Annotated in this window: 17 protein-coding genes; 14 read left to right on the top strand and 3 right to left on the bottom strand. The window is 70.1% G+C overall.

All coding sequences use genetic code 11. The annotated features are described in order from the left end of the window. Positions 1 to 48: 48 nt before the first annotated feature. Entirely contained in the window at positions 49 to 2,211 is a 2,163-nt protein-coding gene (locus AC3A5T_RS04315) for a RelA/SpoT family protein (protein WP_487627521.1), read from the top strand. A gap of 54 nt (positions 2,212 to 2,265) precedes the next feature. Beyond that, positions 2,266 to 3,813 (top strand): hypothetical protein, encoded by a 1,548-nt coding sequence (locus AC3A5T_RS04310; RefSeq protein WP_487627520.1) that lies wholly within the window; start codon positions 2,266 to 2,268, stop codon positions 3,811 to 3,813. Positions 3,814 to 3,859: 46 nt separating this feature from the next. On the opposite strand, the gene AC3A5T_RS04305 is transcribed toward AC3A5T_RS04310, so the two are convergent. After that, positions 3,860 to 5,956, bottom strand: coding sequence for a glycosyltransferase (locus AC3A5T_RS04305; RefSeq protein ID WP_487627519.1), 2,097 nt, complete (start codon positions 5,954 to 5,956; stop codon positions 3,860 to 3,862). A 123-nt stretch (positions 5,957 to 6,079) separates the two neighbouring features. On the opposite strand from AC3A5T_RS04305, the gene mrcB reads away from it, so the two are divergent. From mrcB to lepB, 5 genes are read left to right on the top strand one after another with little or no spacing between them, the layout of a single operon-like run. Further along, positions 6,080 to 8,566, top strand: a complete 2,487-nt coding sequence (gene mrcB / locus AC3A5T_RS04300) for a penicillin-binding protein 1B (RefSeq protein WP_487627518.1) — start codon at positions 6,080 to 6,082, stop codon at positions 8,564 to 8,566. Then, positions 8,566 to 9,099, top strand: coding sequence for a tetratricopeptide repeat protein (locus AC3A5T_RS04295; RefSeq protein ID WP_332079585.1), 534 nt, complete (start codon positions 8,566 to 8,568; stop codon positions 9,097 to 9,099). Before mrcB ends, AC3A5T_RS04295 begins: the two co-directional genes overlap by 1 nt. A 20-nt stretch (positions 9,100 to 9,119) precedes the next feature. Continuing rightward, the gene (gene yoaA / locus AC3A5T_RS04290; protein ID WP_487627517.1) at positions 9,120 to 11,207 is read left to right on the top strand and encodes a DNA repair helicase YoaA; all 2,088 of its coding nucleotides are present in this window, start codon (positions 9,120 to 9,122) and stop codon (positions 11,205 to 11,207) included. Further along, positions 11,204 to 11,941, top strand: coding sequence for a tRNA (adenosine(37)-N6)-threonylcarbamoyltransferase complex dimerization subunit type 1 TsaB (gene tsaB, locus AC3A5T_RS04285; RefSeq protein WP_487627516.1), 738 nt, complete (start codon positions 11,204 to 11,206; stop codon positions 11,939 to 11,941). The genes yoaA and tsaB overlap by 4 nt, the downstream gene beginning before the upstream one ends. Before the next feature lie 26 nt (positions 11,942 to 11,967). Next, a complete protein-coding gene (gene lepB / locus AC3A5T_RS04280) occupies positions 11,968 to 12,612 on the top strand; it encodes a signal peptidase I (RefSeq protein WP_332079588.1) in 645 nt (214 codons plus the stop codon). A gap of 156 nt (positions 12,613 to 12,768) precedes the next feature. On the opposite strand, the gene AC3A5T_RS04275 is transcribed toward lepB, so the two are convergent. Both AC3A5T_RS04275 and gshB read right to left on the bottom strand, forming a co-directional pair. Next, the gene (locus AC3A5T_RS04275) at positions 12,769 to 13,644 is read right to left on the bottom strand and encodes an energy transducer TonB (RefSeq protein ID WP_332079589.1); all 876 of its coding nucleotides are present in this window, start codon (positions 13,642 to 13,644) and stop codon (positions 12,769 to 12,771) included. A gap of 20 nt (positions 13,645 to 13,664) precedes the next feature. Further along, entirely contained in the window at positions 13,665 to 14,627 is a 963-nt protein-coding gene (gene gshB / locus AC3A5T_RS04270) for a glutathione synthase (protein ID WP_487627515.1), read from the bottom strand. A 183-nt stretch (positions 14,628 to 14,810) separates the two neighbouring features. On the opposite strand from gshB, the gene pilG reads away from it, so the two are divergent. The 7 genes from pilG to AC3A5T_RS04235 all read left to right on the top strand — a co-directional run bounded on the left by pilG (position 14,811) and on the right by AC3A5T_RS04235 (position 26,807). Continuing rightward, positions 14,811 to 15,215, top strand: coding sequence for a twitching motility response regulator PilG (gene pilG, locus AC3A5T_RS04265; RefSeq protein ID WP_332079591.1), 405 nt, complete (start codon positions 14,811 to 14,813; stop codon positions 15,213 to 15,215). Positions 15,216 to 15,232: 17 nt separating this feature from the next. Beyond that, positions 15,233 to 15,598, top strand: coding sequence for a response regulator transcription factor (locus AC3A5T_RS04260; protein WP_332079592.1), 366 nt, complete (start codon positions 15,233 to 15,235; stop codon positions 15,596 to 15,598). Continuing rightward, positions 15,598 to 16,158 carry a chemotaxis protein CheW gene (locus AC3A5T_RS04255; protein ID WP_487627514.1) on the top strand — a complete coding sequence of 187 codons (561 nt, stop codon included), beginning with the start codon at positions 15,598 to 15,600 and terminating at the stop codon, positions 16,156 to 16,158. The genes AC3A5T_RS04260 and AC3A5T_RS04255 overlap by 1 nt, the downstream gene beginning before the upstream one ends. A 40-nt stretch (positions 16,159 to 16,198) precedes the next feature. Next, a complete protein-coding gene (locus tag AC3A5T_RS04250) occupies positions 16,199 to 18,220 on the top strand; it encodes a methyl-accepting chemotaxis protein (RefSeq protein WP_332079594.1) in 2,022 nt (673 codons plus the stop codon). A gap of 73 nt (positions 18,221 to 18,293) precedes the next feature. After that, a complete protein-coding gene (locus tag AC3A5T_RS04245; protein ID WP_487627513.1) occupies positions 18,294 to 24,824 on the top strand; it encodes a response regulator in 6,531 nt (2,176 codons plus the stop codon). After that, positions 24,817 to 26,343, top strand: coding sequence for a chemotaxis protein CheB (locus AC3A5T_RS04240; RefSeq protein WP_487627512.1), 1,527 nt, complete (start codon positions 24,817 to 24,819; stop codon positions 26,341 to 26,343). Before AC3A5T_RS04245 ends, AC3A5T_RS04240 begins: the two co-directional genes overlap by 8 nt. Next, on the top strand, positions 26,340 to 26,807 hold the full coding sequence (locus AC3A5T_RS04235; RefSeq protein WP_487627511.1) for a chemotaxis protein CheW: 468 nt from the start codon (positions 26,340 to 26,342) through the stop codon (positions 26,805 to 26,807). Before AC3A5T_RS04240 ends, AC3A5T_RS04235 begins: the two co-directional genes overlap by 4 nt. The last annotated feature ends 14 nt before the right edge of the window (positions 26,808 to 26,821 follow it).

Below are 26,821 nucleotides of genomic sequence, written 5' to 3'. Positions count from 1 at the left end.
GGTCGGGGCGCCGCTAGTGTAGACCGTCCTGCCCGCATCGAGCGGCCGATGCCCGAGCCTCCGGACAACCTGCGCGACCGCCTGCTGGCGCTGCCGACGATGGCTGCGTCCGGTCCTTCGCTGCGCGCGTTGCTGGTGTCGCTGCCGGACGAGGCGCAGATCGCTGCGGGCGATGCGGCCGTGCTGCTGGACACCGTCGGTTCGCTGGGCCTGCTCGGTGCCGACGTCGAAGTCGTCGCGACCGCGCTCGCCGATGCGGTGCTCGCGTGGCGGCCCCTGCTGGTGGCGCGACTGCCGGCGATCGTTCCGCTGATCGAAGGGCTGGCCGCCGCGCACCAGGTCTGGTCGCTGCATGCCGAGCACGCGAGCGAAGGCAATCCCGAAGGCCTGCGACGCCTGTTGCTGGCGTTGATCCGCGACCTGCGGCTGGTGCTGGTGCTGCTGGCGCGGCAACTGGCGCTGATGCGCGCCGCGGCGCGCAGCGAAGACGACGCCGCGCGTCGCGCGCTGGCGGCGCTGACCCGCGACATCCATGCGCCGCTGGCGAACCGGCTCGGCATCTGGCAGCTGAAGTGGGAGCTCGAAGACCTCGCGTTCCGTTATCTCGAGCCGGACACCTATCGCCGCATCGCCGGCCTCCTCGACGACAAGCGCACCGGGCGCGAGCGCCACATCGAGGCGGTCCGCGTACAACTCGGCGAAGCGCTGGCCGCGCAGGGCGTGCGCGGTGAGGTCGCGGGCCGGCCCAAACACATCTTCAGCATCTGGAAGAAGATGCAGCGCAAGCAGGTACCGATCGGCGAACTCTACGATCTGCGGGCCGTGCGCGTGCTGGTCGACGACATTCCCGCCTGCTACGCCGCGCTCGGTGTGGTGCATGCGCTGTGGACGCCGATCCCCAGCGAGTTTGACGACTACATCGCCCGGCCCAAGCACAACGACTATCGCTCGCTACACACCGCGGTCGTCGGGCCGGACGGCAAGACGCTGGAGGTGCAGATCCGCACCCGCGAGATGCACGAGGCGTCCGAACTGGGCGTCGCCGCGCACTGGCGTTACAAGGAAAGCGGCGGCTCGCAGCGCTCGTCGTCGGCCGGCGATGCCGCGCTGGAGCGACGGATCGAATGGATGCGCCGTCTGCTCGATGCACACACCGAACCGGCGGGCGAGGGCGATCCGTCGCTGGCCGGCGCGCTCGGTACGGAACTGGTCGAAGACCGGGTCTTCGTGCTGACGCCCAAGGGTGAGATCGTTGATCTGCCACAGGGTGCGACACCGCTGGATTTCGCCTACCACGTGCACACGATGGTCGGGCACCGCTGCCGCGGCGCCAAGGTCGACGGTCGCATCGTGCCGCTGGATTACGTGCTGCACAGCGGCGAGCGGGTCGAAATCCTGACCGCGAAGACGCCGTCGCCGCGTCGCGACTGGCTGGTGGTGTCCAACGGATTCCTGGCCAGCGCGCGCTCGCGCGAGAAGGTCCGCAACTGGTTCCACAAGCTCGACCGCGCGCGCAACCTGCAGGCCGGTCGCGAGCTGCTGGACAAGGACCTGCGCCGCCTCGGCCTGCTGCAGGCGGATCTCGCGCCGGTGCTGTCGCGCTTCAACGTCGCCACCGTCGACGACCTGCACGTGCTGGTCGCGCTCGGCGACGTCGGTCCGAACCAGGTGGGTCGTGCGTTGCTGGAGCTGGAGCGCGAACGCGAAGCGCCGGCCGACGACGCCACGCCGACGCTGCCGCTGCGGCAACCGCGTCGCCTGCCCAAGGCCGCCGACTCCGAATTCCACGTGGTCGGCGTCGACAATCTGCTGGTGCAGGTCGCGCGCTGCTGCCGGCCGGTGCCGGGCGAGCCGATCGCCGGTTACCTGACCCGCGCGCGCGGAGTGACCGTGCACCGCCGCGATTGCCCGGCCTTCCTGCGGCTGTCGGCGCACGAGCCGCAGCGCGTGCTGCCTGTGGAGTGGGGGCGCGCCAGTGGCGGCCATGCATCGGACATCGTCGTCGAGGCCGTCGATCGCCGGCATCTGCTCAAGGATCTGAGCAACGCGATCGCGCAGGAGGATGTGCACGTGCTGTCGATCCAGAGCGAGTCGCTCGGGCTGTCGCGCGTGCGCCTGCAACTGCGCGTGCGGGTCGCGGATTACGGCCAGCTCGCGCGTCTGCTCGGCAAGCTCGACGGGATGCCCGGCGTGGACGCCGCGCGCCGGTGACGCGGCCGTTCATTGGGGGCTTCCATACTGCGCCGCGTGCGACGCGAATCCGACATGCCTGATCATCCCGCACCGCCCCCGCGCGAGCGTCTGGCGGGTGCGTCCTCGCGCGCGCGCGCCTCGGCGGCCGAGGCATTGCAGCGTCGACGCGGGTGGTGGCTCGCGGCCGGTGTGTTCGCGCTCGTGGTGGTCCTGGTCGTGCTGGTCCGCCTGTTCCTGGTCGACCGGCTGTGGCCGGAAACCCGCGGGCAGGCGTTGCTCGACGAGGCTGCAGTCGCGACCGCCGCCGGGCGCCTGAGCACGCCCGATGGCGACGGCGCCCGACAACTCTACGAAGCCGCCCTCGCGCTCGATCCCGACGACGTCCGTCCGCGCGCGGGTCTGGCCGAGGTCGCGCGCGCGGCGGTGGTGCAGGCAGCGGCCGCGGTCGAGGCGGGCCGTTTCGACGACGCGCACGCGGCGCTGCGACTCGCCAACGAACTCTCGGCGCCGCGCGAGCACGTCGATGCGGTGACGACCGCGCTGCGTCAGCGGGAAGCGGCCGGTGCCGGGCTCGATCGCCTGGTCGCCGAGGCGCAGGCCGCGCAGGCGGCCGGCATCCTCGACGCAGGGGAGCAGAGTGCGTTGCCGTTGTATCGCCGCGTGCTGGCGCTGCAGCCCGACAATGCCGATGCCCTGCGCGGTCGCGAGGATGCGCTGGCGTCGCTGCTGGAGGACGCGCGGCGGCGTCTTCGCGAAGGCGGCCTCCGCGAAGCGGCCGACCTGATCGCACGTGTCCGCGAATACGATGCCGGCCACGTCGACCTCCCCGACACCGATGCGCGCCTGACCGAAGAACTCGATGCGCTGCGCCGTCGCGCCGCACGCAGCCTGGAAGCGGGCCATGTCGAACGCGCGGTCGCCGAGTGGCGCACGTTGCTCGCGTTCGATCCGGCCGATGCGCGCGCGCAACGCGGCTTGCACGATGCCGGCGCTGCCTACGCAGCCCGCGCGGAGCGCTTCGCGCGCGACTTCAATTTCGCCGATGCCGACGCGCAACTGCGCGAAGCCCGCGCGCTCGCGGCCGACAGCGATGCCGTGCGCGTGGCCGGCGAACACGTCGAGCGCTCACGCGCGCGCCATGCGCGCCTCGGACCGCAACTGCCGCCTGCCCAACGTCGCCAGCGTGTGGACACCCTGTTGCGTCAGGCCGCTGCCGCCGAAGCACGCGGCGATCTGCTGACGCCGCCCGGCGACAGTGCCTACGACAAGATCCGGGCCGCGCGTCTGGTGGCGCCCGACGACGCGGCGGTTGCGCGCGCGTCCTCGCGTCTGCTGCCGTCGGCCCGGCAATGCTTCGATGCCGGCCTGCGCGCGAACAGTCTGGCGCGCGCGCGCGCCTGCCTCGATGCCCGCGAAGTGCTCGGCGACGCAGGCAGCGCCGTGCGCGAAGCAAGGCGCCGGCTCGCGCAGCGTTGGCTGGCGATCGGCGACGAGCGTCTGGGCGCGGGCAATCTCGCCGGCGCGGAGGCCGCGCTCGCATCGGCGCGCGATGTCGACGCCGGCGTGCCGGGTCATGCGGAGTTCGCGCGCCGGCTGCGCGCGGCGTCGATCAACCGCTGACTGTTTTTCTCGCGCCTCGACGGTCGCAGCGCCGGTTGCCCGGCAATCAGCAGTCGAAGAACACGCGACGCACCGTGTCGCGCGCCGCGTCCATCGAGAAATGCGCCTGCACGTTTGCAAGCCCGTTGCGGGCGAGGCGGGCCCACAACACTTCGTCGCCGTACAGCGCGACCACGGCATCCGCGAAGGCCGCCGCGTCCTCGGCTAGCAACACGTCCTCTCCATCGCGCAGGTGCATGCCTTCGGCCGCGCACGGCGTCGCGACGACCGGCTGGCCGTGTGCCATGCTCAGATTGACCTTGCCCTTCACGCCCGCACCGAAGCGCAGCGGTGCGACGGCGATGCGACAGCCCTCCATATAGGGCGCGATGTCCGGCACGTGGCCATGGATGCGCACGCCGGGCGCATCCGCGAACGCGGCGATGGTGTCGGGCACGTAGCCGCCGATGCAGTGGAAATTCACGTCCGGCAGCGCGGCTCTGATGCGCGGGAACACCTCGCCCAGGAACCAGCGCATCGCATCGACGTTGGGCGGATGACGGAAACCGCCGACGAAGACCAGATCACGCCGCTCGGCGAATGCCGCGCCCGTACCTGCAACCTCGTGCAGATTCGACAGCACGGTGACGCGCGCATCCGGCGCATCGCTGGACAGCACTTCGGCCTCGGCCGCGCTGACCACGAGGGTGTGGTCGCTTCGCGCGATGACGTCCAGCTCCAGCGAGCGCGTGCGTGCGGCGGCGCGCGCCAGCGAGGCGTCCTGCGCGACGTCCGCGCCGCGCTGCTCGCGGACGTAATGCAGATCGATGCTGTCGAACACGACGCGCGCCTGCGGCGCGTGCGCACGCACCAGCGGCAGGAATTCGCGCGCGGTGTAGTGGCGGCACAGCAGCACGCGCTGGAAGCGACCGCCGTGCGTCCGCATCCAGCGGGCGACACCCCCGACGTGCTGGTCATACCAGGCCTCGACGCCGAGCGCCTGCAGGTCGCGTGTCGCATCGCCCGCAAACCGTCGGTCCGCGGGCAGGAACACGACGTGCGCGCCGGCCTCGCGCAGCAGCCGCATCAGATTCACCAGCCGCAACGACGCCGAATCGCGGTTCGGGCTGGGCGTGAGGTTGTCGACGATCAGCACCTGTGGCGTACCGGGGCGCGGCACTTGTCCAGCGGCGACGGGATCGACCGGTCGCGATGCGAGTGCGTCACGCCAGCGCGCTTCGAACGCCGGCAGGTTGCGCGCCTGCGCGGCCTTCATGCCTCGGGTCGGATCGGTGCCCGCGGTGACGCCTTCCAAGTGCACGACGCGCGCCACCGGCTGCACCAGCACGCGCAGCCCTGCATCGCGGACGCGGAACGCGAGATCGGTGTCCTCGTAGTAGGCCGGCGCATAGCGCGGGTCGAATCCGTCGAGACGTTCGAACAGGCTGCGTTCGAGCATCAGCGCTGCGCCTGAAACGTAGTCCACGTCCGCGCACCAGGCGAATGCGGGATGCGTGGGATCGGCAAACCGGCCCCGGCTCTCGCCGCGTCCATCCCGCGCGAGCATCGCGCCGGCCTCCTGCAGACGACCGTCGGGGTAGACCAGCTGCGCGCCGACGATGCCGACGTCGGCGTGCGCATCGAAGGTCGCGCGCAATGCATCCAGCCAGCCGGGCTGCGGCACGGTGTCGTTGTTGAGGAACAGCAGGAAACGGCCGCGTGCGATCGCGGCGCCTGCATTGCATGCGCCGATGAAACCGAGATTCGCCGGCAGCGCATGCAGCCGCAGGCCATCGACCTGCGCCAGCAGCGCGCGCGTATCGTCCGGACTCGCATCGTCGACGACGATCACTTCGATCGGCGTGCGCGGCGGGTGTGCTGCGATCGCGCGCAGGCACGCGATCGTCTGGTCGACGTGGCCATGCACCGGGATGACGATGCTGACGTCGGGCGCGTCGGAGACGGGCAGGGCAAACGGCGCGAATGGCGACGTGTCCGCTGCCAGCAATGCATTGGCCGAAGCGGGCGCGAAGAGCCCCAGTTGCGCGCTGACACGCTGCCACGTCGCGGCAGGGCCGCGGGTGCGCAGACTGGCCAGGCCGCGGCGGCACAGGCCGAGCGCGCGTTCCAACTGGAACCGCGCGCCCGCCAGGGAAAACGACATGCGTTCGTAACTCCAGCTGACTGTTCGGGAGGCGGCCTGCGGTCCGCGCCGGAGCGCTGGGATAGACTGCCCGGCGCTATTGTGGCATCCACATCGACCCGCCGCCGCGGGTGCAGGAATTCCATGGCCCGGATCGATTACGAAGACGACGACACCGACGATCTGAACGACGACGCGCCGCCCGCCTGGCGTCGGCGCGCGGTCACCGCGGTGCTCGCACTGGTCGGTCTCGGTCTCGGATTCCTGATTCCCTACACGCTGTACTTGAACCATCAGGTCAGCGAGAAGTTCGGGGCGCTGACCTGGCAGGTGCCGACGCGCGTCTATGCGCGTCCGCTGCAGATCGCGCCCGGCGTGGCGATGAACGCGGCGACGCTCAAGACCGAGCTCGATGCGGCGGGCTACCGCGAAGGCGACGGCGTCAAGCCGGGCACGTATGCGAGCGAGGGCGGGCGCTGGACGATATCCAGCCGCGGTTATCGCGACGTGGACGGCGCGGTCGCGCCCGGTCGTGTGCAGCTGTCGCTGTCGGGGGGACGCGTGTCGCGGCTGCGCGATGGCGATGGCGAGCGCGCGCTCAAGGTCGCGCGCATGGATCCGGCGCGTATCGCCACGCTCTACGGCCAGCGCCAGGAAGAGCGCCGGCTGGTGCGCATCGACGAAGTGCCGCAGCTGCTGACCGACACGCTGCAGGCGGTCGAGGACAAGGACTTCGCGCATCACCACGGCATCGACCTCAGCGGCATGGCCCGCGCGGCGATGATCAACCTGCGCGCCGGCGAGACCCGGCAGGGCGCGAGCACGCTGACCCAGCAGCTCGCGCGCAGCGGCCTGCTCGGCATCGGCCGCGAGCAGACCTATACGCGCAAGTTCAACGAAATCCTGTACGCGATGCTGATCGAGGCGCGCTACGGCAAGGGCCCGATCCTCGAGGCCTATCTCAACCAGGTCTATCTGGGCCAGCGCGGCGCGCAGGCGATCCACGGCGTGGCCGCGGGCGCGGAGTTCTGGTTCGGCCGTCGCCTCGACGATCTGGAAACCGAGCAGGTCGCGCTGCTGGTCGGCATCATTCGCGGGCCCTCGCATTATGATCCGCGCCGCAATCCGGAACGCGCGCTGGCGCGCCGCGATTTCGTGCTCGGCAAGATGCTCGAATCCGGTCTGATCGACCAGGCTGCGCACGACCGCGCCGCCAAACGCCCGCTCGGCGTCACCGAGACGCCCGGCAGCATCGCCGCGAACCGTTTCCCCGCCTACGTCGATCTCGTGCGTCGCCAGCTGGCGCGCGACTATCCGACCGGCGAGCTGCAGGGCGCGGGCCTGTCGGTGATGACCGCGATGGCGCCGTCGGCGCAGGCGTACGCGGAAGGCTCGACGGTGCGCACGATCAAGGATCTGAGCACCGGCAAGCGGCCGCCGCTGCAGGCGGGCCTGGTCGTGACCGACGTGCATTCGGGCGAAGTGGTGGCCGCGGTCGGCAGTCGCGATCCGGTCGAGCACGGCTTCAACCGCGTCGTCGAGGCGCACCGCCCGGTCGGCTCGCTGCTCAAGCCGTTCGTGTATCTGCTCGCGTTCGGCAATCCCGCGCAGTACTCACTGGCCAGCTGGGTCGACGATTCGCCGGTGACGATCACGCTGGAGAACGGACAGCGCTGGTCGCCCGGCAATTCCGACGGCCGCAGTCACGGCACGGTGCGGATGATCGATGCGCTGGCGCGCTCCTACAACCAGGCGACGGTGCGCATCGGCGAGGCCGTCGGCGCGCGGGCGCTGGCCGACCTGGTGCACGTGCTCGCCGGCGTGCGCGCGACGCCCAATCCGTCGCTGACGCTGGGCTCGATGGACCAGAGCCCGTATGCGATGGCGCAGCTCTACCAGTTCCTCGCTTCCGGCGGCGAGATCCAGCCGCTGCGCGCGGTGCGCGGCGTGATCGACGAGCAGGGCCGGGTGGTCAACCGGTACGACAACGCGCCGCGCCCTGCGCAGGAAGGCGACGCGATTGCCGCGCGTCTGGTGACGCTGGCCCTGCAGCACGCAGTGACCTCGGGCACGGGCCGCCAACTGGTCAGCGACGGCCTCGGCCGGCTCAACGCCGCCGGCAAGACCGGCACCAGCAACGACGGCCGCGACAGCTGGTTCGCCGGCTGGACCGGCGATCATCTGGCCGTGGTCTGGGTCGGCAACGACCAGAACGAGCAGACCGGTCTCTACGGCGCAACCGGCGCGATGCGCGTGTGGTCGGGCATCTTCTCGCGCCTGCCGAGCAAGCCGCTGGAAGTCGGCGATGCGGGTCTCGAATGGCAGTGGGTCGCGCAGTCCAACAGCACCGACGCCGACTGCCCCGATGCGCGTCGATTCGCCTTCGTCGCCGGCTACGCGCCGCCGTACCAGCCGTGCCCGACCTACGATCCCAACCAGACCTTCGTCGACGAGAATGGCAATCTCGTGGATGCGACCGGCGCGCCGGTACAGCAGGAGCGCCGCGGCTGGCGCGAGTTCTTCGGCTTCGGCCGTGACGAGGAGGCCGCGCCGCCGGCCGACACCGCACCGCCGGCCCCTGCGCCCGCACCCGCACCCGCACCCGCACCGCCTGTCGAGGAGTCGCCCTGATGCATCCGTCCCGTCTCGCATTCCGTCTGTCCGCGCTGTCGGCCGCGCTCGTGCTCGCCGCCTGCGCCAGTCCGTCGCCGAGCACCGCAGACGCCGCGCCGGTCTCGACCATCCCGCCGGCGACCATGGTCCAGACGATCCGTGCATCCGCCGGCGATGGCGACGGCGAACTCGCCGTGCAGCCGCTGCGCGATCCGATGGTCGAAGACCTGCGCGCACGCGCGGTCACGCTGGAGGCGCAGGGCGACCTGGCGGGCGCCGTCGCCGCACTCGACGAAGCCATGACGATCGTCGACAGCGATCCCGCCCTGCTGCAGGAGCGCGCGGAACTGGCGATCCTGCAGAACGATCTGCCCAGGGCCACGCAACTGGCCGAACGCGCCTACGCGCTCGGTGCGCAGGTCGGTCCGCTGTGCCGTCGCCACTGGATCACCCTCGAACAGGTGCGCCTGTCGACCGGAGACGCCGAAGGCGCGACCCAGGCGCGCGGCCAGGCCGATGGCTGCCGTGTCGCCGGGCCCAATCGCTACTGATCGCGCCACTGGCCGGGTCCGTGCTCGACGCGCGTGACGCCCGCCTCGCGGACCGCAGCCGCGAGGCCCTCGCCCCCGGCGGCCTGCTGGCGGAACGGATTCCCGCGTTCCGGCCACGCGTCGCCCAGCAATCGCTGGCGATGGCGGTGGCCGATGCGATCGACCAGCGCGCCACGCTGCTGGCCGAGGCCGGCACCGGCACCGGCAAGACGTTCGCGTATCTCGTGCCGGCGCTGCTGTCGGGGCTGAAGACGATCGTCTCGACCGGCACGCGCGCGCTGCAGGACCAGCTGTTCCATCGCGATCTGCCGCGCGTACGCGATGCGCTCGGCAGCGGCCTGCGCAGTGCGCTGCTCAAGGGCCGCGCGAATTATCTGTGTCTGTATCGCCTCGAGCAGGCGCGTGGCGAACCGCGGCTGGCCTCGCGCGAGCAGATCCACCAGTTCCAGCGCATCGTTGCCTGGGCCGGGCGCACACGCATGGGCGACATGGCCGAACTCGACGGCCTGCCCGAAGACACGCCGCTGCTGCCGCTGGTGACCTCGACCGTCGACAACTGCCTCGGCAACGACTGCCCGTTCTGGAGCGAGTGCTTCCTCGTGCAGGCGCGCCAGCGGGCGCAGGCCGCGGACGTGGTCGTGGTCAACCACCATCTGCTGCTGGCGGATCTGGCGCTGAAGCAGGAAGGCTTCGGCGAGATCCTCCCCGGGGCGCAGCTCTTCATCGTCGACGAGGCGCACCAGTTGCCGGAACTCGCCGCGCAGTTCTTCGGCGAGGGCATGAGCGCGCGGCCGCTGGTCGAGCTGGCGCGCGACGCGATCGCCGAGTGCAAGGACGTGCCCGGCGCGTTGCCGGTGCTGCAGTCCCCGGCACATGCGCTGGAAGAGGCCACGCGCGCGCTGCGCACCGCGATGGACGGACTGCCGCCACGTGGCACCCGCTATCGCGCGCTGTACGAACCTGCGGTCGAGGACGCGCTGCATGCGCTCGACGACGCGCTGCTGCATCTGCGCGATGCGCTCGGTCCATTGCGCGAAGCCTCACCCGGCTTCGACAGCTGTCACGCGCGCGCGCAGGCTTTCGTCACGAAGCTGCGGCGCTGGAACGACGGCAGCGCGGCGGCGGAGTCGATGTTCGACGACGACGCGCCGCCCGTCGAAGATGCCGAGTCGCCACCGCTCGACGACGGCGTGCTGTGGTACGAACTCACCCCGCGCGGCTTCCGGCTGCAGCGCACCCCGCTGGATGTCTCGGCACCGCTGCGCACGCATCGGGAAGCTTCTGGCGCGGCATGGATCTTCACCTCGGCGACGCTGGCGGTCGATGGCCACTTCGACCACATCGCGGAGCGCCTCGGCATCGAAGCGCCGCAGACCCTGCTGACGCCCAGCCCGTTCGACTGGCCGCACCAGGCACTGTGCTATCTGCCGCCGAAACTGCCGCAACCGTCGGCACAGGACTACACGCGCGCCGTCGTCGACGCGGTGCTCCCTGTGCTCGAAGCCTCGGCCGGACGCGCGTTCCTGCTGTTCGCCTCGCATCGCGCCCTGCGTGAAACCGCGGCGCTGCTGCGCGATGGCAGCCGCGCGTGTCCCTGGCCGCTGTTCGTGCAGGGCGAGGCGCCGCGCCACGTGCTGCTGCAGCGCTTCCGCGATTCGGGCAACGGCGTGCTGCTGGGCGCGGCGAGTTTCCGCGAAGGTGTCGACGTCGCCGGCGACGCGTTGAGCGTCGTGGTGATCGACAAGCTGCCCTTCGCCGCCCCGGACGATCCGGTGTTCGAGGCTCGGCTGGATGCGATCCGCCGCGCGGGCGGCAATCCGTTCCGCGACGAGCAGCTGCCGCAGGCGGTGATCGCGCTCAAGCAGGGCGTGGGCCGCCTGATCCGCACTGAGTTCGATCGCGGTGTGCTGGTGCTGTGCGACCCGCGGCTGCTCGGCCGCAGCTACGGTGGTGTGTTCCTCGATTCGCTACCGCCGCTGCCGCGGACCCGGGAGCTGTCGACCGTCGCCGCGTTCTTCGCGAACCGCGAGGCGCCGGTGCCTGCGACAATAGCGCCGGACGCGCCGTCCGAATCCTCCGTTCCGCATCCCGAATCCCTGTCCCGATGAAACTGCTCGCGTTTGAAACTGCCACCGAGGCCTGTTCCGTCGCCATCTGGGACGACGGCCGTGTGCTGGAGCGCTTCGAGATCGTACCGCGCCGGCACGCCGAACTCGCATTGCCGTGGGCCGAGGCGTTGCTGGCGGAAGCCGGTATCGCGCGCAGCCAGCTCGATGCGGTGGCGGTCGGCCGGGGGCCCGGTGCATTCACCGGCGTGCGTCTGGCCATCGCGCTGGTGCAGGGCATCGCACTGGCGCTCGACCGACCGGTCGTCGCGCGCTCCACGCTGGAAGTCCTGGCGATGCGTGCACAGACGACGCCGGGCACGCCGGTCCTGGCCGCGATCGATGCGCGCATGGGCGAGGTCTACAGCCAGGCCTTCGTGCACGAGGCCGATGGTCTGCGCGCGCTCGGCGCCGCCCGCGTGTCCGCGCCCGACGCCGTCGAGCTGCCGGGCGATGCGGCCGCGTGGTCAGGCGTCGGCACCGGCTTCTCGGCTGTCGATGGTGCATTGCAGTCGCGTCTGCGCGCGCGCTTTGCGTGGATCGACGCGACCGCGCTGCCGCATGCGGCCGATCTGGCGCAGATCGCTGCCGTGGCATTCGCGCGCGGTGAGGCGATCGCGCCCGAGCGTGTCGAGCCCGCCTACCTGCGCGACAACGTCGCGTTGACCCTCGTCGAACAGATCGCCTTGCGCGCCTCCCGTCGCGCGGCGGAACCCGGCACGCCGGGCACGGTCTGACACCGGACCTGCATGGAGAGCGCGACATGACCGCGACGTCCCCACCACCTTCGCCCTGGCGCGCCGGCCAGCGTGGCGCACGCCTGCGTGGCTGGCTGCGCCGCGAAGGTCTGCCGCTGGTCTGTCTGCTCGGCCTGCTGCTGGTCGCGCGCTCGTCGCTGGCCAACCACTACTACGTGCCCAGCGGTTCGATGGAACCGACACTGCTGCCGGGCGACCGCGTGGTCGTCGACATGCGTGCCTACGGCCTGCGCGTGCCGTTCACGCAATGGGCGGTGTGGGGTGGCGATGCGCCGGCACGCGGCGATGTCGTCGTGTTCCGCTCGCCCTCGGACGGCATCCGCCTGATCAAGCGCGTGGTCGCCGTCGGTGGCGACCGCGTCGATCTCGTCGATGGCCGCCTGGCGATCAACGGCGCACCGCTCGCCGATCAGCCCGGTGCACCGGAGGACTTCGGCGACGTGCAGGTCACGCTGAATCTCGATGCCGGCGGTGGTCCCGATCTCGAGGCACTGCAGGTGCCCGACGGCCAGGTGCTGGTGCTCGGCGATCATCGCGGCGCCAGCATCGACGGGCGCTATTTCGGCTTCGTGCCCGCGGCGGCGATCTACGGCCAGGCGCGCGGCGTGTTCTGGCGCACCGGCGACGGCTTCGGCTGGCGGAAGCTCTAGGATCTGTGGGCGCGCACTTGCGCGCGATGGCGCCCGATCTGGACTGCCCCCGCGCGCGCAAGCGCGCGCCCACACGCCAGCTGCCATCGCCGGGACGTGTTCACCCGGAGCGCTTGATCGCGGCCAGGGGCCGCGCTTGCGGAAATCGACAGCGCCTCACCGATCGTCGATCAGCTCGCCACCCGGCAGGAAGTTCCAGGTCCGGGTGACGTGGAGCACGTCGACCTCGTCGCCCGTCGTCGGCAGCGGCGGATAGGGCTCGGCCAGCCGCGCGATGCGGAGCGCCGCGTCGTCGAGCATCGCGGTGCCGCTGCTGCGGATGATGTCGGCCCGTTCCACCGAGCCGTCGCGGCGGATCGCCACGCTGATCACCAGTTCGCCGGCCAACTGCCGGCGCCGCGCTTCGTCGGGATAGTTGAGATTGCCGACGCGCTCCACGCGGTCCACCCATTGCCGCAGGTAGGCGGCGTAGGCGTATTCCTGCGTGCTCGCCGAGACGAACTTGCGCTTGGGCCGGCGCGCGTAGCGCTCCGAGCGCATGTGGATCTCGGCCGCGAGCCGCGCCATTTCCAGATCGCGCTCGATCTTCTCGGGCCCGCGCGGCAGCGTCGAGGGATCGGTCTGCGTGGTGGGATCTTCGACCGGCAGCGCGGTCTCGCCGCGGGTGCTGGCGACCACGCGGTCGAGCGGCGGTGGCTGCGCATCGGGCGACTGCGCGCGCAGTTCCATCGGAGCGACGCCGGTCGTGTCCTGCGGCACCTGGCCGATCTGCGCCTCGCGCGGGCGGTTGGTCTGCTCGTGCTCGCCGCCGCCCTGGTTGCTGGCCTGGGCGAGAAAGTCGGCCTGCGCCTGGGTCAGCGGACTCGTGGTCTCGGTCAGGATCACGTCCAGCGTCGGCATCACCGGCGCGGCGTCCTCGGTCGCGAAGCCGATGCCCAGCACCAGCAGGCCATGCACCAGCAGCGACAGGACGAACGTCGCACCGAGGCGCGCGCCGTCGTCGATCTGCGGTGGCGGCGGGGCGGCCTGCATCGTCGGCGGCGCGGTGCGCGTCAGGGCGTGTGCGTCGCGACCGGGCCGCGCTCGATCGCGTCGAACAGCAGGCCGGCGATATTGGTGCCGTAGGCCGCGTCGATCTCGCGGATGCAGGTCGGGCTGGTGACGTTGACCTCGGTCAGCCAGTCGCCGATGACATCCAGACCGACGAAGCGCATACCGCGTGCGGCCAGCGCCGGGCCGACCTGCGCGGCGATCCAGCGGTCGCGCTCGCTCAGCGGACGCGCCTCGCCGCGGCCGCCGACCGCGAGGTTGCCGCGGAACTCGTCGCCCTGCGGAATCCGCGCCAGACAATAGTCGACCGGCACCCCGTCGATCAGCAGGATGCGTTTGTCGCCGTCGACGATCTCCGGCAGATAGCGCTGCGCCATCGCCAGGCGGCGGCCGCCGTCGGTCAGCGTTTCCAGGATCACATTGAGGTTGGCATCGCCAGCGACGGCGCGGAAGATCGAGCGACCGCCCATGCCGTCGAGCGGCTTGAGTACGGCGTCGCGGTGTTCGGCGACGAAGACCTTCAGCGACGCCGCATCGCGGCTGACCAGCGTCGGCGGGCAGCACTGCGGAAATGCCAGCGCGCCCAGCTTCTCGTTCATGTCGCGCAGCCCCTGCGGATCGTTGACGATCATCGCGCCCTGCCGCTGCGCCACGCCGAGGATCTGCGTGTCGCCGACGAACTCCGGATCGACCGGCGGGTCCTTGCGCATCAGCACCACGTCGCCGTCGCCGAAACGGCGCAGCGCCGGCGTGCCAAGGGTGTACCAGTCGTCCGGATCTTCGCGCACGGTCAGCGGTGCAGTGCGCGCGACTGCCTCGCCACCGGTCATCGCCAGGCCGCCCGGAATCACGTAGTGCAGGCGATGGCCGCGGCGCTGTGCTTCAAGCAGCATCGCGAACGTCGAGTCCTTGGCGATCTTGATCGACCCGATCGGGTCCATCACCACGACGACATCCAGGGGCATGCGTACGACCTGCGGAATAGGGACGCACGATCTTATCAGGGGCGGTTCTCGCGCCGCGCCGCCGCATTTCGAGGCGCTGCGCACAAAGCGCGTGAAAATCTTGACAGGCCGACGCCGGGCCGCGGTATAACTCCGTCCTGCACCGGCGCGCGAAGTCCCGCGCCGCGCACCAGGGGAGAATGCATGACCAGTGACGACAAGCCGTCCTCCGGCAGCCTCGATGGCTTGCGGGTGATGGTGATCGACGACTCGAAGACCATCCGGCGCACCGCCGAGACGCTGCTGCGTCGCGAAGGGGCCGACGTCGTCACCGCCGTCGACGGTTTCGAGGCGCTCGCCAAGATCGCCGACCAGAAGCCGCAGATCATCTTCGTCGACATCATGATGCCGCGCCTGGACGGGTATCAGACCTGCGCGCTGATCAAGAACAACCAGGTGTTCCGCAACACGCCGGTGATCATGCTGTCGTCCAAGGACGGCCTGTTCGACAAGGCCCGCGGCCGCATCGTCGGCTCCGAGCAGTACGTCACCAAACCATTCACGCGCGAGGAACTCCTCGACGCGATCCGTACGCACGTCACCGCCTGATCAGGGGAGAGCAGGGCATGGCACGCATCCTGTTGATCGAGGATTCGCCGACCGATACCGCGGTGCTGACCCAGTGGCTGGAACGCCACGGGCATGAGGTCACCGCATCGGGCAACGCCGAGGACGGCATCATCGCGTGCAAGCGCGAGCGCCCCGACCTCGTGCTGATGGACGTGGTGCTGCCGGGCATGAGCGGCTTCCAGGCCACGCGTGCGCTGGCCAAGGACGCCGAAACCTCCGGCATTCCGATCGTCATCATCAGCACCAAGGGCATGGAGACGGACCGGATGTGGGGCATGCGCCAGGGCGCGAAGGGCTACATCGTCAAGCCGCCGACCGAGGACGCGCTGATCAGTCAGGTCAACGCGGTTCTGGCGGGCTGATGTCCACCCCGCAATCCGTCGACGCGCCCGCCACGGGCGCGTTCGCACTTCTGGCCGAGTACGAGCGGCGCAGCCTGGCGCACAGCATCGGCCTGCCCGACCAGCTCGACGCGCCCGGCCTGTGGCGTGGCGTGGGCTACCGCATCGGCCGGCGCATGCTGGCCTCGTCGTTCGACGAGGTCATCGAGATCCTGCCGATGCCGCCGGTGACCCCGGTGCCCGGCGCGCAGCCCTGGGTGCTCGGCGTCGCCAACATCCGCGGCAGCCTGCTGCCGATCGTCGACCTCAAGCAGTTCCTGGAGGGCGAGCGCACCGTGCTGCAGGAAAGCCAGCGCGTGCTGATCGTGCGCCAGCCCGGCGGCGACGTCGCGCTGACGATCGACGAACTGTTCGGCCAGCGCAGTTTCCTCGAGGAAGACGAGGTCTCGGCCGACCGCATCGCCGAAGGCCGCTACGGCCACTTCGTCGAACGCGCCTATGCGCATGCCAACGCGACCTGGGGCGTCTTCAGCCTCGAACGTCTCGGTCGCACCCCGGAATTTCGACACGCCGCGGCCTGATGGCCGCCGTCGCACCCAGCATCAGGAACGGACAGCCCGCATGAGCACAGCCGCCGATACTCTCGCCATCAAACGTCGCACCTTCGGCACGAACTTCTGGGTCGTGGTGCTGGTCGTGGCCGGCGCGATCCTGGTCCTCAACACCGGTTACGGCACGTGGAAGGCCTCGGCCCTCGGCGGCGCCAGTACCTCGGCCTCGAACCTGCGCGTGGACAGCCAGCGGCTGGCCAACCAGGGCAGCGACGCGGTCCGCGGCAACGCGGCGGCGTTCGCCACGTTCAAGGCCACGCGCGCGCAGATCGACGGTGACATCCAGCAGCTCAACGCCAGCTATGGCGACACGCCCGGCGTTTCCGGCGCGGTCGCCAAGGTCACCGAAACCTGGACGCCGCTCGGCGCCAGCGCGCAGCGGCTCGCCGACAGCGAAGCCGCGGTGACCGCATTCGCCGGGCAGGCCCAGCGCTTCAGCCAGGGTGTGCCGCAGCTGCAGGCCCTGCTCGACGAACTGGTGCGTGCGATGTCGAGCAGCGGCTCGCCGTCCTCGCAGGTCTACATGGCGCTGCGCCAGGTGGTGATCGCCGGCGACATGGCACGCCGCGTGACCGAGGTGCAGGCCGGCGGCGCCGGCGCCGCGATCGCGGGCCAGGGTCTGCGTCGCAATGCGGAAGATTTCCAGCAGGTCATGACCGGTCTGCGCGAGGGCGACCCGTCGCGCGAACTGCAGGCGCTGACCAACGGCAACGCGCTCGCCGCGCTGACCCGCGCCGACGAAGCCTGGGCGCGGATGCGCGCCGAGCTCGAAGCCATCCTCGGCAGCAGCGAGCAGCTTTTCCAAGCGCAGGCCGCCGCCGGTGCGCTGGTGACCGGTTCCGACCAGTTGCTGGCCGACAGCGAATCGCTGTTCAACGCCTTCACCGCGTTCGGCTCCATGACCGACCGCAGCATCCTCGGCAACATCTGGATCAGCATCGTCGCCGGCCTGATCGCACTGGTCGCCATCGCCGGTCTGCTTGTCTCGCTGAATCGCGCGCAGCGCGAGCGCTACGAGACCACGATGGAACTCAACAACCGCAACCAGGAGGCGATCATGCGCCTGCTGGACGAAATGGGTTCGCTCGCCGAAGGCGACCTGACGGTCAAGGCGACGGTCACCGAAGACATGACCGGCGCGATCGCCGACTCGATCAACTTCGCGATCGAGCAGCTGCGCAGCCTCGTGCAGACGATCAACGACACCTCGGTGCAGGTCGCCTCCAGCGCGCAGGAAACCCAGGCCACCGCGATGCATCTGGCCGAAGCGGCCGAGCACCAGGAGCAGGAGATCAACTCCGCGTCGGACCGGATCAACGAGATCGCGGTCAGCATCGACCAGGTGTCGAAGAACTCCGCCGAATCGGCCGACGTGGCGCAGCGCTCGGTGCAGATCGCGACCAAGGGCGCGGGCGTGGTGCGCGAGACGATCGCCGGCATGGACTCGATCCGCGACCAGATCCAGGAAACCTCGAAGCGCATCAAGCGGCTGGGCGAAAGCTCGCAGGAGATCGGCTCGATCGTCGAACTGATCAACGACATCTCCGAGCAGACCAACATCCTCGCGCTCAACGCCGCGATCCAGGCGGCCTCCGCCGGTGAAGCCGGCCGCGGTTTCGCGGTCGTGGCCGACGAAGTGCAGCGCCTCGCGGAACGCGCGACCAATGCAACCCGCCGCATCGAAACGCTGGTGCAGACGATCCAGTCCGACACCAACGAAGCGGTGACGTCGATGGAACAGACGACCTCCGAAGTGGTCGCCGGTGCGCGCCTGGCCGAAGACGCCGGTACCGCGCTGGGCGAGATCGAAAGCGTCTCGACCAGCCTCGCCGACCTCATCCAGGGCATTTCTTCGGCCGCGCACCAGCAGTCCTCGGCCGCGACCAACATCACCACGGCCATGCACACGATCCAGTCGATCACCAAACAGACCTCGCAGGGCGCGAACCAGACCGCGGCGTCGATCGGCAACCTGGCGCAGCTCGCCGCCGACCTGCGTCGCTCGGTCGCCGACTTCAAGCTGCCGGCCTGAGCCACGGAACGGATTCCATGACCGTCTGCTTCATTCGCGCTGACGCGCGCGGCGTCCTTCGCGGAACCGCCGCATGAGCGGTCTGCGCGATGCCATCGACCACACCATGCTCGGCTGGATCAAGCCGGAGCTGGACGAGGTGCTGCGCCAGGCGCGGATCGAACTGGAAGGCTTCGTCGAAGCACCGGACGATCCGGGCCGCATGCGTCTGTGCGCCGGGTATCTGCACCAAGCGCAGGGCACGTTGCGCATGGTCGAGCTGTACGCGCCGGCGATGGTCGTCGAGGAAATGGAGCGGCTGGCCGATGCGCTCCGCGACGACGCGACCGCCGACCGCGACATCGCGTCGGCTGCGCTGCTGCGAGGCATGCTGCTGCTGCCCGACTATCTCGAACGGCTGCAGGGCGGGCACCGCGACATTCCGATCGTGCTGCTGCCGCTGCTCAACGAACTGCGCGCCGCACGCGGCGAAACCGGGCTGAGCGAAAGCATCCTGTTCGCCCCGGATCTGGCGCGTGCGTTGCCCGACACCGCGCCGGTCGAAGATGCCGGTATCGACCCCGACGCCGCGCTGCGCCAGTTGCGCGTCGCGCTGCAGGCCTGGCCCGCGACCGGCAGCCCCGGCGATACCGGTGCGCTGGTCACCGGCCTGTCCGCCCTGGCCGCGCAAGCCGGCACCGAAACCCAGCGTCGCATGCTGTGGGTCGCCTCGCGCGTTGCCGACGCACTGGCCGATGGCGCGTTCGCGCCGGCCCTGCATCCCACGCTGCGCCAAGTGTTCGCCGGCGTCGAACGCGAAGTGCGCCAGTACGCGCAGGCGCCGCGTCTCGACGCGACGCTCGCCGACGGTGCACAGGAACCCACGCGTCAGCTGCTGTATCACGTCGCCCACAGCGACGCCGCGCATCCCGCGCTCGACGCGTTGCGCGAGGCTTTCGACCTGCAGGCGCAACTGCCGAGCGAAGCCGAACTCGAACATGCACGCGGCAGTCTGGGCGGCCGCAACCGCGCGCTGCTCGGCACCGTCGCCGCCGCGGTCAAGGAGGACCTGCTGCGGGTCAAGGACGCGCTGGACCTGCATCTGCGCACCGGCTCGACCGACATCGCCGGTCTGCAACCGCAGGTCGAGGTGCTGGCCGGCGTCGCCGACACGCTCGGCATGCTCGGTCTGGGCGCCGCGCGTACCGTGGTGCAGCAGCAGCGCGACACGATGCGCGGCATCGTCGGCGGTGCCATGCCGGCCAGCGAGGACACGCTGCTCGACGTCGCCGGCGCGTTGCTCTACGTCGATGCGACGCTCGACGACCAGGTGTCGCGTCTCGGCGCCGAGGTCACCGATGGTTCCGACGACACGCTCGCCGTCGAGGCGCAGCAGTCGATGGCGGTGCTCGTCCGCGAGGCGATCGCCAATTTCTCCGACGCGCGTCAGGCGCTGGTCGCGTTCGTCGAGACCAGCTGGGATCACGCCGAACTGCAGGAAGTGCCGCGTCTGCTGGCCGAGGTCGGCGGTGCGCTGGCGATGCTGGAGCTGCCGCAGGCCGCGAGTTATCTGGCCGGCGTGCGCCTGTATGCCGAACGCGAACTGATCGCGCGTCAGCGCGTGCCCAATGGCCGCCAGCTCGACACCTTCGCCGACGCGCTGGCGAGCCTGGAGTACTACCTCGAAGCGTTGCGCGAGCAGCGTCCGAACCGCGCCGACATTCTCGACATCGCGCGCAGCTCGCTGGAGGCCCTCGGCTACTGGCCGCTGCCGGAAGCGAGCGTCGCGCACGAGGCTGTGCCCGACGACAGCCCGTTCGACGAGGCCGACAGTGCGACGGCCGGCTTCCACCTCGACCAGTTCGCCCGCGGCATCGAGGTGTGGGAACCACCGGCTGCCGAGGTCGAACCGGCGCCTGCCGCAGTCGCAGGCACGGTGCATGCATCGCTCGCGCCGACGCCTGCGCCGGCGCGCAATGTCGCCGGTGGTTTCGAGGACGTCGGCGACGAGATCGACGACGAGATCCGCGAAGTGTTCCTCGAGGAGTTCGCCGGCGAGATCGAGAATCTCGACGCGCTGCTGCCGCCGTGGCGCGCGCAGCCGGACAACATCGAACTCGTGCGACCGATCCGGCGCGTGTTCCACACGCTCAAGGGCAGCGGTCGACTCGTCGGCGCGAAGGCGCTCGGCGAGTTCAGCTGGTCGATCGAGACCATGCTCAACCGCGTCATCGACGGTCGCCCGGCCACGCCGGCCGTGGTCGAGATGGTCGACCAGGCGTTCTATGCGCTGCCCGAACTGCAGGCGGTGCTGCGCGGCGAAGCCACGCTGCGCGCCGATCTCGACACCATGCAGGCCAATGCGGCGCGCATCGCCGCCGGCGACGACACCTTGCCGGTGCAGCCCGCGGCGCTCGCGATGGCCACCGATACCGTGGAGGTCGATCTCGAAGACGCGCCGGTGCCGGTGGCCGTCGAATCCGACGTCGCGCCGGTCGCGAGTGCCGACGACGCGACGTCCGACATCGCAGAGGCGGCGCCCGTCGCGGCGTCGGACGAAATCGAGACCGTGCCCGCGTCCGTCGACGCGCTGCTGCTCGAAATCCTCGACAACGAAGTACAGGGCCATCTGCAGACCGTCGGCGACTGGCTCGGTGCGATCGATGCCGGCGCACCCGCCGACGGCGAGCGTCTGCTGCGCGCGCTGCACACGATGCACGGCGCGTTCGCGATGGCCGAAGTGCCCGCGATCGGTCTGCTGCTCGGTCCCGCCGAGGAATACGCACGTCGTCTGGTCGCCGCCGGCACCGCGCCGGACGCCGATGTCACACCGGTGCTCGACGCGGTCTGCGTCGCCGCCCGCGGAGCGCTGCGCCAGCTGCACGCACCCGAGCCACGCATCGCGGTCATGACCGCACTGGCCGAGCAGGTCGGCGCATTGCGCGACCGCCTCCCCGAAGCGCCGGTCGAGCGGTTCGAATTCGATCTGCCCGACGACATCGATGCGCTGGACGATCTGTCCGATTCCACGTCGATCGCACTCGACCTAGACAGTGATGCCGGGCAGGTGGCGCAGGACGCCGAGCATCTGGAGGCCGAGCGCGCTGCGCAGCTGGAAGTCGAGCGGCTCGAAGCCGAGCATGCAGAGACCGAGCGTGTCGAGGCCGAGCGTCTTGAACAGGAACGCTTGGACGCAGAACTTGTTGCGCTTGCAGAGGCCGAACGCGCCGAGTCGGAACGCGTCGAGCGCGAGCGTCTGGAACAGGAGCGTCTCGACGCCGAGCGTCTCGCGCAAGCCGAAGCCGAACAGGCCGAAGCGGCACGCCTCGAAGCCGAGCGCCTTGAATCCGAGCGTTCTGAGGCCGACCGTCTTGAGCAGGAGCGCCTCGACGCCGAGCGTCTCGCACAGGCTGAAGCCGAACAGGTGGAAGCGTCCCGGATCGAAGCCGAGCGTGTCGAGAGCGAACGCGCGGAGGAAGCCCGTCTCGCCGCCGAGCGGATCGCAAAGGCAGAAGCCGAGCAGGCGGAAGCCGCACGACTCGACGCCGAGCGTGTCGAGTCCGAGCGGCTGGAAGCAGAGCGTCTGGCGGCCGAGCAGGCTGCGGAGACGGACGACGCCGCTGCGGCGACGGATCAGGCTGCGTCGGACAACGTCGAAGTAGAGGATGCGCGTCAGGCCGATGCTGCGCGGATCGCGATCGAAGCGTTCGAGAAACTGCGCCGTCAGGCCCACATCGACGCCAGCGTGCTGGTCGCCGAGCGTGCCCGCTTCGATCAGGACGAAGCCGCACGTCGTCTGCGCGATGCCGAGTCGGCTGCCGCAGAGGCAAACGCGTCGTCCGCAGAAGACTCCCTTGACGCTGCTGCAGACGACGTCGATGCAGTCGGGATCGTCGGCGATGCGTCCGATGTCCAAACGCCATCGAACGAGGACGTGGCGACGTCGCCGGAGATCGGATCGACAGACGTTGTCGATGGTGCGCTGGTATCCGACGTGATCGATGTCGAAGACGCTTCGGATGCGATCTCGGATCCGGCCGACAACGCCGACTCGGAAACCATCGACATCACAGCGTCTGTGGCAGACATCGAAGCGCACGCGTTGACTATCGACCCTGAAGTCGACGACGTCGCAGCCGTGCCACCTTCCGACCTCGAAGTTGCGCCAGTCGATTCGATCGACGACGAGACGGACGCGCCTGCAGACACCGCCGAAGCCGGGATCCCGGCCGATGCAACCGGTTCCTTGCCCACCGACGAGCTGCCGGTCAGCGAAGACGATCCCGATACCGCGCTCGCGCTCGAGGGTCTCGATCCGGAACTGATCGACATCTTCGTCGAGGAAGGCATCGACCTGCTCGACCATTCCGACGGCCTGCTGGCGCAGCTGCGGGTCGCGCCCGACAACCGCGACGCGGTGGCCGGTCTGCAGCGCGATCTGCACACGCTCAAGGGCGGCGCGCGCATGGCCGGCCTGATGGAAATCGGCGAGCTGGGTCATGCGATGGAGACCCTGCTCGAATCCGTGGCCGAGCGTCGGCGCACGCTGCGCCGTGGCGACGTGATGCTGCTCGAACGCGGCTTCGATCGCCTGCACACGATGGTGACCCGCGCCGGCGACCGGCGCGCGATCGGCCCGTCGCAGGCGCTGGTCGATGCGTTCAGTGGCAAGCGCCCGAGCGAATCGCAGACCGCGTCGCCGGCGCCCGCGGACGAGGCGCCGAAGGTCGAACTCGCGCCGCTGTCCGCGCCGCTGCCGCTCGACAGCGGCACCGCAGAGGATGAAGAGAACGCGCTGCGCGGTTCGCAGGAGCAGGTGCGCATCCGCGCCGACCTGCTCGACAAGCTGGTCACCTACGCCGGCGAGGTCGCGATCTACCGCGCGCGTCTGGAGCAGCAGCTCGGCGCGTTCCGCGGCGCGATGAACGAACTGACGCAGACCAATACGCGTCTGCGCGACCAGCTGCGCCGCCTCGACAGCGAGACCGAAGCGCAGATCGTCGCGCGTTACCAGCGCGAAGGCGAGGACACCGATACCACCTTCGACCCGCTGGAACTCGACCGCTTCTCGACACTGCAGCAGCTCTCGCGTGGTCTCAGCGAGACCGCGTCCGACTTCGGCAGCCTGCAGCAGATGCTCGAAGACCAGACCCGCCAGTACGAGACGCTGCTGACCCAGCAGTCTCGGGTGAGTTCGGATCTGCAGGAAGGCCTGATGCGCACGCGCATGGTGCCGTTCGACGGCCTCGTCCCGCGTCTGCGCCGCGTCGTCCGGCAGGCTGCGCAGGACACCGGCAAGCAGGTCCAGCTGCGCCTCGAAGGCACGCAGGGCGAGCTGGATCGCAACGTGCTCGAACGCATGGTCTCGCCGCTGGAACACATGCTGCGCAATGCGGTCGCGCACGGGTTGGAAGCGCCGGATGCGCGTCGCAAGGCCGGCAAGGCCGACGAGGGCAGCGTCCACATCGCCGTCCGCCGCGAGGGTTCGGAAGTCGTGCTGGAAGTCGGCGACGACGGCGCCGGTCTCGACCGCGCCGCGATCCGCCGCCGCGCCGAGGAACGCGGGCTGTTGCAGGCGAATGCCGAGGTCGCCGACATCGATCTCGATGCGCTGATCCTGCAGCCGGGCTTCTCTACCGCGACCGAAGTCAGTCGCCTGGCCGGTCGCGGCGTCGGCATGGACGTCGTCGCCAGCGAAGTCCGCCAGCTCGGCGGCACCTTCGACATCCGCTCGCGCGATGGCGCGGGCACGACGTTCACGCTGCGCCTGCCGCAGACGCTGGCCGTCACCCAGGCCGCGTTCGTGCGCATCGGCGAGACGAGTTTCGCAGTGCCGATCGCATCGGTGCGCGGCGTCGGTCGCATCGCGCGTGCCGAGGCGAAGCCCGGCGCGATCTACCGCTACGGCGGCGAAGACTATCCGCTGTACGACCTCGGACGCCTCGTCGGCCAGCCGTCGGCGCGCGCCGAAGGCCAGTTGCAGATGCCCTTGCTGCTGATCCGCGCCGGTGAGCTGCGCGCGGCGGTGGCGGTTGACGAAATCGTCGGCAACAAGGAAATCGTGGTGAAGCCGGTGGGGCCGCAGATCACGTCGATTCCGGGCATCTTCGGCGCGACGATCATGGGCGACGGCCGCGTGGTCGTGATCCTCGACATCGCGCCGCTGGTGCGTCGCTACGGCACGCAGACTGCGCAGGTCGATGCACCCGTGCACGCGGCAGAGCCGACAGTCGAACGCCGCGCGGTGCCGCTGGTGATGGTGGTCGACGATTCGGTGACGATGCGCAAGGTCACCGGCCGCGTGCTGGAGCGCCACAACTTCGAGGTCGTGACCGCGAAGGACGGCCTCGATGCACTGGAGCGCATGGACGAGCGCGTGCCCGATCTGATGCTGCTCGACATCGAGATGCCGCGCATGGACGGCTACGAACTCGCCACGCAGATGAAGGCCGATCCGCGTCTGCGCGACGTGCACATCATGATGATCACCTCGCGTACCGGCGAGAAACATCGCCAGCGTGCGTTCGAGATCGGCGTGGACCGCTATCTCGGCAAGCCCTACCAGGAGCCCGAGTTGCTGCGCCATGTCTACGAGCTGCTGAAGCTGGAGCGCGACGATGACTGACGCGATCCGTACCGTCGTGCTGGCGCGCGCAGGTGCCGCCTGCGACCGCGTGGTTGAAGGCCTGACCGAAGCCGGCGCCGAACTGGTCGCCACGCTCGATCCCGCGCAGCACGCGCCGGATGCGCTCGAAGCACTGGCGCCTTCCGTGCTCGTAGTGGTGCTCGATCCCGTCGACGAGGACGTGCTTGAGCCCTTCGAGCCGACCTTCGCCACGCCCGGCCGCACGGTGATCTTCGAAGAAGCTGCGCTGGTGCTTGAGCGCACCGGCTGGGATGCCGCGCGCTGGGTGCGCCATCTCGCTGCGAAGCTGCGTGGTGTCGGCGATGTGCTGCCGCCGTCGGCGCTCATTGATGCGCCGGACGAAGCGTCCCCGCTGACGCTGGAGTTCGACGCGCACACGGAAGCTGCCGTGTTCGTCGCGCCCGAAGCGCCTGCGGCGCCCGAGATCGAGAAGTCGATCACACCGGAATCGACATCAGACGACGGGACGCATCTCGCATTCGATCCGGTCGCGGCCGAGTTCGACGCACCGCCGAATGTGCAGACGCCGGCTGTAGAGTTCAGTTTCGATTTCGAACTCGCCGAATACGACGAGACCAGCTACACCCCGCCGGCCGCGCCGCCGGGGAAAGTGCGCGATCTCGACGAGAATCTGGCCGCGTGGTCGGACGGTCCGACGACGCCGGACGAATCTCCGGCTGAGGATGCGGTCGAGACCGATGCATCGATCGATGCGCCGGCCGCGCCGGCGCCCGGACCGGTCGTCGAATCAACATCCCAGCCGCTGACGCTGCTCGATGACGAGGCATTGCCGTCGTTCCGCGCGTCGCCGCCGGCGGACGACGAGGCGCCCGTGGCCGTCACGCCGGCCAAGACCTTGCAGCGCGACCTGTCCGATCTGGAATCGCGCATCTCCGGCCTGAGCCTCACCGATACCGACAGCTACGGCCACGGGCCGGTCAAGGGTGTCGTGCTGATCGAAGGCGGCCTGGGCGGACCCGACGCGGTGCGCCAGTTGCTGGGCGCGTTGCCCGAAGGCTTCCCGCGCCCGGTGCTGGTGCGGCTGCAGCTCGACGGCGGTCGATACGACCGGCTCGTGCGGCAGATGGAACGTGCGACCGCGATGCCGGTGCAGCTGGCCGAGGCCGGCATGACGGTCTCGCCGGGCGAGGTCTATTTTCTGCCGCCGGACCTGATGCCGAGCGCGGCCGGTGGCGCACTGCGTTTCGCCGAAGCCGGTGACATCGCCGGTCTCGCCGATGCGGTTCCGGCCGACGACAGCGCCCTGCTGTTTCTCAGCGGTGCCGATGCATCGCTCGTCGACGTGGCGATGGGACCTGCCTGGCAGGGCGCGCTGGTCGGCGGTCAGAGCGAAGAAGGCTGCTACGACCCGGTCGCGGCGCGCGCCGTCGCGCAGCGCGGTGGTCCGTCGGGCAGTCCAACCGACATCGCCGACTGGCTGATCGCGCGCTGGATGCCGAGCGCGCGCCGTTTCGATTCCGGAGGGTTGTCGCTGTGAGCGCAGATCGAGAAATCCGCGGCGTCCTGATCCGCGCCGGTGCCACGCAGCTGTTGCTGCCCAATGCGACGATTTCCGAGGTGCTCTCGTACTCGCCGCCGGAAGTGGTCGCGAATGCGCCCGACTGGCTGCTGGGGCGCCTGCGCTGGCGCGGCTGGCGTCTGCCGCTGGTCGCTTTTCCCGTGCTGTCGAAGCAGGGCGACGAACGCGCCGAACTGGCCAGCAAGGTCGTCGTGCTGAAGACGCTGGGCGGCGACGCGCGCCTGCCGTTCTTCGCGCTGCTGACCGAAGGCTTCCCGCGGCTGGTCACGATTTCCGAAGCGAATCTGCTCGACGAATCGGACGGTGACGGCGACGCGCTGCCGTTCGCGGTGCGCGCTCGCGTACGCCTCAACGACGACGTGGCATTGATTCCCGATATCGACATGATCGAACAGTCCGTGCGCGAGGCGCTGGCTGCCTGAGTCGCCGCCGGCGC

Source organism: Luteimonas sp. Soil_C_16 (assembly GCF_057657295.1).
The sequence above is the reverse complement of the archived record's forward strand: the minus strand, read 5'-3'. Positions and strand labels throughout refer to the sequence as shown.